The organism is Ruegeria sp. D1(2025), from assembly GCF_056536425.1.
In genome coordinates this window covers 1-12,199 of sequence record NZ_JBQFPO010000024.1, presented here as the reverse complement: position 1 = coordinate 12,199, position 12,199 = coordinate 1, and the positions used below count along the sequence as shown (strand labels likewise).

6 protein-coding genes are annotated in these 12,199 nt (G+C 51.3%); 1 reads left to right on the top strand and 5 read right to left on the bottom strand.

Annotated features, from left to right (window positions below; all coding sequences use genetic code 11):
• The 5 genes from ACR1XU_RS22790 to ACR1XU_RS22770 all read right to left on the bottom strand — a co-directional run.
• Positions 1–497 (bottom strand): hypothetical protein (locus tag ACR1XU_RS22790; RefSeq protein WP_480909560.1); only part of this gene is annotated, 497 nt, incomplete at its 3' end.
• Positions 498–600: 103 nt separating this feature from the next.
• Positions 601–3,684 (bottom strand): type III restriction-modification system endonuclease, encoded by a 3,084-nt coding sequence (locus ACR1XU_RS22785; RefSeq protein ID WP_480909562.1) that lies wholly within the window; start codon positions 3,682–3,684, stop codon positions 601–603.
• Position 3,685: 1 nt separating this feature from the next.
• Positions 3,686–5,566, bottom strand: coding sequence for a site-specific DNA-methyltransferase (locus ACR1XU_RS22780; protein ID WP_480909564.1), 1,881 nt, complete (start codon positions 5,564–5,566; stop codon positions 3,686–3,688).
• 19 nt (positions 5,567–5,585) lie between these two features.
• Entirely contained in the window at positions 5,586–6,254 is a 669-nt protein-coding gene (locus ACR1XU_RS22775) for a DUF4391 domain-containing protein (protein ID WP_480909566.1), read from the bottom strand.
• The gene (locus tag ACR1XU_RS22770) at positions 6,251–9,523 is read right to left on the bottom strand and encodes a helicase-related protein (protein ID WP_480915706.1); all 3,273 of its coding nucleotides are present in this window, start codon (positions 9,521–9,523) and stop codon (positions 6,251–6,253) included. Before ACR1XU_RS22770 ends, ACR1XU_RS22775 begins: the two co-directional genes overlap by 4 nt.
• 215 nt (positions 9,524–9,738) lie before the next feature.
• On the opposite strand from ACR1XU_RS22770, the gene ACR1XU_RS22765 reads away from it, so the two are divergent.
• Positions 9,739–11,703: a GmrSD restriction endonuclease domain-containing protein gene (locus tag ACR1XU_RS22765; protein ID WP_480909663.1), complete on the top strand. Its 1,965-nt coding sequence runs from the start codon at positions 9,739–9,741 to the stop codon at positions 11,701–11,703.
• Positions 11,704–12,199 lie beyond the last annotated feature (496 nt).

Here is a 12,199-nt window from a genome sequence, read left to right as displayed (position 1 = left end):
CAAATCCGCCGCATAATCAAACCAACCAGATGAGCCACATCCTCTCTTAGATCAGAGCGCCATCTGTCCCAAAATCCCTGACGACGGACACAGCTTAGGTGTGAAACCACTTCATTCATTGACGGTGTTCGATAACTGTTACCTATCTTTGGTTTCAGCTCCGTCCAAACCAATCCATCAATCTCTTTGCTCAAAGCCCAATCTCCAATCAGCTCAGCGTGCTCATGCTTGGATGTTTCGCCGTCGCGCCCCCAAAAGCCCACGGATCTTTCCAAAAACTTGCCAGGAATTTCTTCTCTTTCTGCGAGTGCAGAACGTGCCGAATGAACGCAGACAACGTCCATTTCCGCCCAAAGAACAGGAACAGAGCGGACATTAGGCGTTATCACCAGCGTTATGCGATCATCCGCTGATTGCCGCGCAAATTCCACAGGGAGGAGCGGACCATCCACCTGCCATTCAGAACACACCGGCAACTCGCGGGGATCCCAGATCAAAGACCCCCAACCCAAGCAACAAATTCTCACTTTCTACTCCTATATTGAAGCGCCCTCACGTCCCTTTGCGCTTTGCATCATGAAAAGATGACTACTACATCAATCAAGCCACCTCTTTTACTACCGCCATCAGGGAAGCGTAGTCTGTAACAACATCATACTTCACCTTGTCTTCGTTGATTTGCCTTCCAATTTCGTCAAAGAACTTTCTCGCACATTTGATCTTTGTGGCCTCCAACTCTCGCATTTTCATGGAGGGTTGGTCACCCTTGGTTTCAGCTACGAAGTATAGGTGTTTGACCCCCCCCTCTTTGAAAGCGATAGCCCAATCCGGATTATAGTCACCAACAGGTGTAGGAATTAAGAAGCCTCTTGGAAGTTTTGAATAAACAACAACCTCCGCACTTTTATCCAAATCTCTGACGAACTCCCGCTCTACTTTCGAGTCTACAATCGCATAGTTGAAGACATGGTTTGAAAGCCTTTCAGTAGCCTTCTTGAAATCATTGCCCGTTTCTGCGGCAGTGAAAATCTCGGATTCATAGCGCTCAGTCACCGTATCGTAAGTGAGCTTCTCAATAATTGCCGTGGCTTTCTCTTCTTTGATCAAGCGTGACGCTTCGGAAATGAACTGCTCGGGGTTCTTTCGAAATTCCTCAAACACCGATGGCTGGATTTGAGAAAGCACCTGCCCAACTGTCTGTCGAGTCAGCTCTACATTCTCCGAGATCTTGCCGACCAGATCGTAAGCAACTCGGGAGTGAACGCTCTTTCTATTTTCTGGACGAGTTTCTCCTTGTTGGAAAGCGCTCCCGTCCCTAAGCGCTTCGTCAGTGACATGATCCGAAAGTTCACCTTCTGTGACTAAGTATTGAAGTGGAGATACCCGTAGATCTCGCTCCAATCGGGCTATGCAACTCCTAACAAGGTCGTCACTGTCGAACTCCACCTGATACACAGCCTTTCGGTTGATGCGGCGCCATAGTTCCTGGAACTCTTTTTTGTGAAAGTTGTCGTTCAGCGGGTTCTTCTTCGGCACTCGGCCGTCGCCGATCATATCCTCTACCGCTCTGCCGTTGAAAACTGTGTCCACGAGCGCAAACACAGCTTCCCGGTGCGCCTCTAGCTCCTCTGGCAGCTCTGCAAGAATATCGTCCGTCTTAGCTTGATGATACTCGTCAGAGATGAGACCTTCTTCGTCGACGTAGTCGTTTTTGATCAGGAAACGCTCCAGTTTCTTTGCTAGAACTTTGTCTAGAACCAGTTCGGTTTCACCTGTCTTGAGTGTCTTCGATTCAAAATAGTCGGCATCGGCTTGGCGCGGTCTTGCAGAGAGGTTTTCGACGATTTCTTTTTGAAGCCCCGTAACGAACCCTTTGTAGCTTTCGTTCGCGACCACCGTGAGAACGTTGATGTCGTGAACAGTGACCGGATGGTCCATTCGTTCCCCATTCCGGTTCACAGAAATCCTAAGACCCCGACCGACCTCTTGTCGCCGTGAGATCGTGTTCTGGCTCTCGTTATGTTTTAGCATGCACATCACGAAGACGTTCGGGTTGTCCCACCCTTCCCGCAGTGCAGAGTGTGAGAAAATGAACCGAGTGGGTTCCTCAAACGACAGCAGCCTTTCCTTGTGTTTCAGAATCAAATCGTAGTCACTTGCTTCGGTCGATTGTCCAGCGAGCTCCCCACGCACAGCAGCTTTCGGATCTGTCATCCGGTTGTTTTTATCGATTGAAAAGTAACCTCTATGAGTTTTTTGGACTTCAACCCCACTCAAGTGTTTGCGGAACGCCTCGTGTTCGAGTGGAAGCTCATCTAGAAAATCGGCTTTGGCTTCTTCGTATTCTTCCTCGAACACACGCGCATACTCGCCTTTTTCGTCGGCCTGTGCGTAATCGCGATACTTGACGACTTCATCGATGAAGAACAACGACAGCACTTTGATCCCGCGCGCGAAAAGCTGTTGCTCGCGTTTCAAGTGCGCTGCGATCGTCTCCCGGATCTGAATGCGACGGATGTCGCGTTCTGTAACATCGCCCGTGGCTTGACCGGCGCTCAGCACTTCGCCATTGGTGAAATGGACCGTATCGTCGCGTGCGTCTATCTCGCTGACCGTAAACCCACGATACTGGTCCAGACCGCCAGACAGGTCATACAGATCGCGGCCTTTCCCGATCTTACGCGGCTTTCGCTTAATCCCACTTTGGGTTTTGATCTCTAGCTCCACCCGAGCGACCGGGGCCGACTTCGAGATGTCGATCCCTTCGAGATAAAGATAGGCGTTCGTGCCGGTCAGACCCTTGGTCTCAATCCCGCGCACTTCAATCTTTTTGACGAGCTTTTGGTTAAACGCATCCACTGCATCTAGGCGATGGACCTTGTTATGGATCGTCTTGTGCGTTGCTGAATAGCGCAGGATGAAAAGAGGGTTGAACTTCGGTAACGCCTTTTGCGTTGCCGGGCCTTCCATCTTTTGAGGTTCGTCAATGATCAGAACGGGTCGGTTCTTGGCAATCACATCGATGGGTTTGCGGGACTGGAAGTCATCCAATTCGTCATAGATCCGTCGGTTATCCGCACCTGTCGCGTTGAATGCCTGGACGTTAATAACCATTACGTTGATCCCGGCATCCGACGAAAAGCTTTCTAGCTCATGGAGACGCTTCGAGTTGTAGGTGAACGCCCGGATCTTCTTGCCATATTCCCGTTGGAAGTGCTCAGCCGTCATCTCTAGAGATTTGGCGACGCCTTCGCGGATCGCAATGCTGGGCACCATGATAATGAACTTCGACCAGCCATACTGCTTGTGCAGTTCGAACATCGTCTTGATGTAGACGTAGGTCTTGCCTGTCCCAGTCTCCATCTCAACGTCGAGATTCAGCTTGGCTCCCGGCTGATAAGTGTTCGGCTTTTTCTTGCCTTTGTCGTCAGCAAAATGGGTGAGGCTTTGTGACTGGGGAAGCAGCGCATTGCGTTGAACGGTATGGACGTTCCCCAGCAGAACATCGTCGGGCAGCTTTACCTCGACATTCCCGAAACCTTCCACATCCATACGCGATTGTTGCCCTGCACCGGGATCGACTAAATATTTCAGGTTGTCCTGCTTGGGCTGACCTTTGAAGCACTCGACAACTGCATCGACGGCAGCATTCTGATAGGCCTGAGACTTAAATTTTATCTTCATCTCAGATCGCCTTAACTTCAGTATCAGGCGAGAGTGATTTAAAGATTTGCCTTACATTGATCTTCGTGGCGTCATCTTTGAAGCCGGTATCCTTGAAAACCACACGCATAGCGCGGCGTTTGGCGAGTTCTTTGACCAGTGCCTCATCCACACCATCTTCGAAGCAGGCAGCGAGAGCCGTATCTTGGACGAAAAAGACGGTTTTGCCCTGCACGGTTTCGCGTCGGATGGGCAGTGTCAGGTCAACGCCCCAGTCCAGGAGGACTTGGAAAAGTAAGTCCTCGGCGGTGCGGTCCGGTTTTATATTGTCCACGCGCGCCAGCAGATCCGCTTGAGAGGTCTGGTCTGGCGCATAAAACACATCGGCCATGTTGGAGCTGTCGATCTTGAGCACGCGGAAGCCTCTTACCTGCTTGTCCAACCCTTCGGCTTCCTCAAGTTCGTGGGAGACAGATCGAATCCGAGATTTTGCCAGATCCGCAATTGTCGTCACCTTCTCTTCCGGCGCAGGTAGTAGCTCTGGTATTTGAACAAGCGCGAATTTTCGCGTTGCACCATCTTCTGCGTTCAACCGCATGACGGCGTGGGCAGTGGGGCCGCTACCACCGAAGAAATCCAACACAGTATCAGATGAGTTGGGGTCAGTTCCGATGCGAATGGCGTGCATTATTAGCCTGCTTGGCTTTACCGAGTTTAGAATGTTGGCTGAGTTATCAAAGTCCACATACTTGATGAGTTCTTCTTTAGCTTCTTGGGTGTGGCCAACCGTGTCAAACTTCCAAAGAGTCTGTGGCACAACGCCGTTCTTTACTTCAGTAAGGAAGCGCTTCAGCCTTGGGACACCGTCCTTGTTGTCGCCCCACCAAATTCGATTGTCTTGGTCAAACTCCTGGAACTTTTCCTTCGAAAATCTCCAGTAGGTGCCCTTTGGGTTAGAAAAGCGTGCTCCAGATGGGCTTTCTACCTCATACTCACCCTTGCTGTAGAAATTTCGCGCTTGGATAGCCCCTGAGAGCCAGGGACCTCGTGGATCATCGTCTGGGTTTTTGTATCGAGCAATGCTTTCCTCAGAACGCGGAAGGAGCGTGGGTGTCCAAAGAGGTTTATGCTTTGCATAAATAACGATGTAGTCGTGGTCCTCCGAGAAATATGCGGCGGTATTTTTCGGTGAAAAAACTTTCTGCCATATGACTGTGGCGACGAAATTTTCGCCACCGAACACTTCGTCACACACCTTGCGGAGGTTGTCGTATTCGTGGTCATCAATGCTGATGAAGATGGCCCCGTTGTCAGCCAGCAGATTTCGCGCCAACTTAAGCCTAGGCATAATCATCGAAAGCCAGTCGGAGTGGAAGCGCCCATTGCTTTCTGTGTTCGCTACTAATCGGTTCCCCTCACTATCCGACTGGAATGATCGCTCGAAGAATTCCCCAGAACTTTCTGAAAAATCATCGTCATAAATGAAATCATTCCCCGTGTTATACGGCGGGTCGATGTAGATCATCTTGACCTTGCCCAGATAGGTCTCTTGCAGCAGCTTCAGCGCCTCAAGGTTGTCGCCTTCGATGAACAGATTCTGGGTGGTGTCGAAGTCCACGCTTTCGTCCCGCGCGGGGCGCAGGGTTTTGGCGATGGGTGCATTGGCGGTGATCAGCGCCTCGCGCTTGCCCGGCCAGTTTAAGTGGTAGCGTTCCTGCGGCCCCTCGACGATGCTGTCCGACAGTTCCTGACGCAGCTGATCAAAGTCTACTGCCAGTCGCAGTTTGCCGTTTTCATCTGACGCCTCGGTCACGCAGCCGGGGAAGAGTGCCCGGATCTTGTCGATTTTATCCTGCGTCAAATCCGGGCTGTGCATTTTCAGCTTTTCGATCTCTTCTGTCATGCTCGTATCTCCATCCCGTTTATTCGGGCTTCTTCAAGTGTTCGAATTCAGCCTGCGCTTCCTGAAGCTGGCCGTGCAATGCTACTTTGATGTTGAATTGCGTCTCGCGTTTCAACTTCGTTTTCAGCTGCTTGATCTCACGCTCTTTCGCCTTCACCGCTTGCAACCGCTCCATCCGGGCGTCCATATCCTCAGAGGGTGCAGCCTCGATCGGCATGAGCGCTGTCAGAATCTGTTCATAAAGCGCCCCGAGGTTTAGCGCCACAGGCAACGGAACGCGTGAGGAGTCGCTGGAGGCCCATTCCGACCTCAGATGCTCAGACACCACCCACTTGCCGCTATCAGCCTCTGAATGGCGCTTACGCGCTGCTGCGAATTGAATACCGCCTTCATGCTCCAGCTCGAAAACCAATGGGAACGGGATTGCGCGGTCGATCGCGCGCAAAATCTCATTGCTAAGGTCTAGAACTTTGAGAGTGAGACGAAACACCTGCAACTCTGGCACAGCTTTCGTCGCTGGCAAATTGACGGTCTCAGGGGCCAGTTTGTAAGACCAGATGATCTGGTCAACCTCCTGCACGAATCGCTCCTTGAGTGCTGTATTGGCGCCCACCGCGTCGTAGATGCGGCTTTTCGGAACAACTCGCTTTAGCTTAGCCTGATCAGGGTAGTGGTAGAGGGTCATCATACATTCGCCCTTACCACGATGAAGGCGATGAGTTCGAAGTCATCTAGTCCTGCAATAGTATGTGTCAGCGCAGTCGTGTGCCCCCCCGAGAATAAGCTATCCAGGTCGCGTTCTTCCTTCACCTCGATCATTGAACGGATCGCGTCGTTCAGCAGCTCGGAGTATTTGTCCATACGCTTGCCGTCGTTCGTTTCCTCATTGAAGGCCGCGCAGAGGTCCTTAAACGGAGTGCTGCGGCCCTTGCAACTTGCGCGGACCAGGTCGAGCAGACGTTTGACTTCGGTGTGGTCGACGATCACCTGGGCGTCGTTCGAGATGTAGACAAGGTAATAGGGGTGGAGGCGGTTCTGCTGGTTGATGTTGACCGTCTCGTGGATATTGCGGAGTGCGAAAATGACTCCAGGAACCAGCCCTTTTGAGACGTCTGCAGGCACAACCGCGTGAAGGCCATTTGGCACGCCAGCCAAGTCGCCATTGGCCTTGATGTAGTTGAGCAGGTCCATCCGGAAGTCGTTCAATCCAAGATCTGTGATCGAGATTCCTGTTTTCACGTCTTCTAGTTCGATCACCTCGTTCTGCAGGCGTTTCAGCTGTTCCTTTCGATAGGCGACGTCCGAGCTCTTGGCTGTGAGAACGTTATCCTCGCCGGTCCCTGTCACATCCACGATGTGCATCCGGTTTTCCACGCGCTCCTTGAGGTTTATATATTCATCCAAGGTGATGTCCGGCCAGTAGTTCGAGAGCTGGATACGTTCATTCGGAGAGCCGATCCGGTCAATCCGACCAAAGCGCTGAACGATCCGGACCGGGTTCCAGTGAATGTCGTAGTTGATCAGATAATCGCAGTCCTGAAGGTTCTGTCCTTCTGAAATACAGTCGGTTGCAATCAAGACGTCCAGTTCAGCCTGCTCCTCTGGCAATACCTTGTCTTTCTCTTTTGCAATCGGGGAAAACAGAGTCAGGACAGACTGGAAGTCATAAAACTTTTTCAAAGTCGTCTTTGGGTTACCGGACCCAGTGACCAAACCGGAATGGATAGAGCGTTCCGAGGCAAAATAAGGTGCGAGTTGTTCAAACAAGTATTGCGCCGTATCGGCAAACGCCGTGAAGACTGTCACCTTGTGGTTCTGGCCGTTGAGCGGCGAGGACATCTTGGAAGTTATTTCGTTGATCAGATGCTGAAGCTTCGCGTCATGCTCTGGAGTGACCGCAGCCATTTCTTCAATCAAGCCATTGATAATGATCCGGTCAGCGGCGAGTTCTTGCTTCCAGGACTTGATGTCCATGTCGGCCAAACTGATTTGGATCTTCTTTCCGACAGTGAACTCGTCAAACCCGCTGAAGTCCTCGTCTTCTGCTCCGAACTGGTCATAGTCGACTTCCAACTCTCCGATCGTGTCCGAACCACCAGACAGTTCAAACCTTTCAATAGCCTCGAGTGTTCGGGTGATGTTCGCGGCAAGGGCGCCGAGTGTCATTCGAAATGCGTGCACTGAGCTTTCGAGCCGCTTAAGAAGGTTCGTAGTCATAAGTGCTTGCAAACTACGTTCCCGATCCGCTTGACGTAGTGTTCCTTTCCCACCTTCTGTCTTGGTGTCGTAGAGTTCTTCGTATTTTCTCAACCTACTAGAATGGATGTAGTTGACGGGGGCATAGACCGCCATTTTGAGCTCGCTTAACCGCGCAAAGATGTCGTTGAACCCAATCACGTCGCTTCTGTCTGTAATCGGCAGATGATGTGATAAAGGTGGCAGCCTTTCCGGGAATTTTCCGATGTCAGCAGTGTCGTAGAAGGTTTCGATGTGTTTTCGTGATCTGGCGATGGTAACCGCGTCGAGAAGTTCAAAAAAATCGAAGTCCAACGCCCTGAGAATCGAAGCCGCCGTTCTTTGATCTGGCGGGAGGCTTGACCAGGCATTGAATGCCGTCTGCGCCCTTCGAAAGATTTCCTCAACGCTGGTCTTGGTCTTCAGATTCTTGCTTAACTCGTCAGAGTGACCTTCGTAAGCCAGTGCGAGCTGGTTTCTTAGATCCGTGAACCGATTGTTCACTGGCGTGGCTGATAGCATCAGGACTTTGGTCTTCACACCTGCCTTGATGACCTTGTTCATAAGCTTCTGATAGCGCGTTTCCCTGTCTTTATAGACATCGTTGTTCCGGAAATTGTGGGACTCATCGATCACCACCAAGTCGTAGTTGCCCCAGTTCACTCTGTCTAAAGGCATACCGAGCGACTCTCCGGAGGTTCGAGAGAGGTCCGTGTGACAGAGAACGTCGTAGTTGAACCGGTCCTTCGCAAAGATGTTGGTCGTCAAATTTGCGTTGTAGTTTCGCCAATTCTCAGCGAGCTTCTTTGGGCAAAGGACCAAGACGTCCTTGTTTCTGAGCTCGTAGTATTTCATCACAGCCAGCGCTGTGAACGTCTTACCAAGCCCTACGCTATCTGCGAGGATACAGCCGTTGTAGGTTTCAAGTTTGTTTATGATCCCAACGGCTGCATCTTTTTGATAGTTGAAGAGCTTCTTCCAGACCAAACTGTCTTGGTAACCCGTGCGATCTTTGGGAAGCACGTCTTCATCTACATCACTCAAGAAGTCTCTGAAAAGATTATAGAGGATAATGAAGTATACGCGTTCAGCCGAGTTCTCTTGGTAGACGGACTCAATGTGCTCCAGCACTTCGGCGGTGACGTCTCGGACTTTCTCGTCATCGTTCCAAATCTGTTGAAAGATGTTGAGATATGTTTGCGTAAATTGTGTTTCGTCGAAAACTTGCGTCAAGCTTGAGATAGCATCACCTTGTTGATACCCGAGATCTACTGCGGTGAAACCCGACAGTGGAGAGTATACCGTTTCGCCGTTTCCTTTTTGAACGTGTGCAAACTGCTGCATTGGGGCGCTGGTAGTGTTTGACTTGAATCGCGCTTTCTTACGGATCCATGTAGCGCATTCACGGGCTACGGCCCTTTGCGTCATCTTGTTGCGGAGCACGATCTCAAATTCACCACCATACACGGTGCTTTCCCGCAGCAGTTTCGGGATGAAAAATTCGCGACGCTCTTTGCGGATACGGTCGACTGCGCCATTCGGCACAAATGTTGGCGCGGTAAATAGGAACTCGAACTCTTCAACTCTTCCCAATTCCGAACGGAGTGCTTCGAACGCATAAATTGAGAAGCACGCCGCGGCCATTCGAACCTTACTGGCTCCAAATAGCTCTTCCCGGATGTCATCTCCGAGCAATGATGATGTGTTGTCGACGATGCGCACGAAGAATCCTCACAGGCAAGAGGCGAACAAATATCCTTATCAACAACTTATCAGCCGACGATCTGCTTGCAACCTAAGCTGTGGACAACTCGACGGTGATGTTGGCACACTATCTGGACTACACATCTGAACGAAAAGTCGGTTGATGTTTTTGCCTGCAGCGCACCTAATAGGTGAAACCCAGCGAGGATTCATTTCAACGGTGCGCAATTAGAATGCAGATTTCGACAATCATTGAATACATCGATAACGGACACATGGCTCTCCCTGAGTTCCAGCGAGGCTATGTTTGGGGGCGGGAGCAAGTAAGAGGCCTGTTTCAATCTCTCTACAGAGGGCACCCTGTAGGCAGCCTTCTCGTTTGGGCCACAGACGCCACCACTGCAACCCACAGGGGCGATAACGAGCTGGCGCCGGGAGTTGTAAAGCTTCTTCTCGACGGACAGCAGAGAATTACTTCGCTCTACGGAGTTCTACGTGGAGTGCCTCCGAAGTTCTTCGATGGTAATTCCAAGGCCTTTACCGACCTCAGATTTCACCTTGAGTCGGAAGATTTTGAGTTCTTCCAACCAATCAAGATGCGCGACGATCCGCTCTGGATCGATGTGACAGGCGTCATGAAGGCCGGGCATGAGAAAGCCGGTGAGTATCTGGCTTTCCTGAGCTCTTCACCAGAGCTCGACGCGAAAGCGGGCACCTATTGGGGGCGACTAAACAAACTCCTCGGTATCCGTGAAAAAACCTTCCACATCGAGGAAGTAACGGGTCCTGACAAGACGCTCGACGTTGTTGTTGATATATTTAACCGAGTAAACAGTGGTGGCACCAAGCTTTCGAAGGGCGATCTCGCTCTGGCCAAAATATGCGCAGACTGGCCGGAAGCGCGTGACACCATGAAGACCAGCGTCGCGCGTTGGAAGGGCGCCGGCTATGACTTTTCACTCGATTGGTTGCTCCGATCTGTAAACACAGTCCTAACAGGTGAGGCCAAATTTCTTTACCTCCACGACAAAGGCGCATCGGAAATTTCCGATGCCCTGAAGCGCGCAGTGAAACACATCGATGCGATCTTGAACATGATAGCTGGCCGTCTGGGTCTCGATCATGATCGAGTGTTGTTCGCGAAGTATGCAATTCCGGTTTTGGTTCGCTATCTGGACACGCACGGCAACAACATTGACGAACGAGCCCGAGACAAGATGCTGTTTTGGTATGTTCAGAGCGGTATGTGGGGTCGTTTCTCTGGCTCAGTGGAAAGCACCATCGACAAAGATCTTGGTGTTCTTGAGGAAAGCAACGGGGACCTGGATCAACTGATTAGCCAGCTTAGGCTGTCGCAAGGCGGTCTTCGTGTCGAGCCGGGGCATTTTCATGGATGGAGTCTTGGTGCTAGGTTCTATCCAGTGCTTTACATGCTTACACGTATGACCGAAGCGCGCGATTGGGGGAACGGACTTCCGCTCAAAGCCGGCCTTTTGGGCAAAATGAATACCCTGGAAGTTCATCACATTTTCCCACGAGCTAGGCTCTACGAGGCCGACTACAGCCGCGCAGAGGTAAATGCCCTTGCGAACTTCTGCTTCCTAACAAAGGACACAAATCTGGCGATCAGTGATCGCCGCCCAGAAGAATATTTTCCCGAAATCGAAGCGGCGCACCCAGGCGTTTTACAGTCGCAGTGGATTCCTAAGGATCCGCGGCTTTGGAAAATCGAAAACTACCGAGATTTCTTGGAAGCAAGAAAGGAGCTTCTAGCTGACGCAGCAAATGGCTGCTTGGCTTCACTGCTGCATGAAGAAGTGCAGATCTTGGATGGTGCGCGTCCCGCTCGCGTCAACAAGCAGGTTCTTTTGGGTGGCATCACCAGCGAAGAAGAGGCGAAGGAGTTGGAAGCGCTTAACGATTGGGTGGTCGAGCAAGGGCACGCGGAAGGCCATTTAGCTTGGGACTTTGTTGACCCGGAGACCGGCGAGCAGCGTGCTATCCTCGACCTTGTCTGGCCGACTGGGGTTCAAGAAGAACTCAGTGAACCGGTGGCTGTCCTCTTGGATGAGAGCGCAGAACTTATCTCATTGGCAAGCTCCTTAGGTTTTAGGTGTTTTACGACCACGGCTGCGTTCAAGGCTTATGTTGAAAAGCTGGGGATGAGACCCGACCCGGAAGGCCTAGCGGCCGAATAACAGGCTCAAACCACTCAGCTTAACTTCGCACGATTTGCAGCTGTGTAACGAGCGCCGGGCAATGGGAGCATTCAGACGCCCCAACGCCGCGGCGCCAGAACGCATCCCTATCACCTGCAGCATTTCCCCCTAGGACTTCACTCTTCGGTCGGGCTGCCGCTGCGTCCCTATCGGGAGACAGAGCCATTCCTCGCCACGCATCGACCATATGGGCTAGAGGATGCAGCACATTGCTTCCTTCCTTTCCGGAAAAACAATTCTAAAGCACTTGTTTTGCACAGCTTAATTTCCAGAAGATGTATCGGATAACCGGAAGAGGAGAAGACTACCGGTAGGAGATTTCCACGTAACGCCCCCCTAATACAATTATAACTATTATTACTATATATTATGAATATATCGGGGTGTCTGACGTCAGCACCAATGGGACAGTTTAAGTAGATTTGATAAGAGAGGGTTTCTGGCTCATCGTAACCGCCAAGGAGTGGAGATGAGA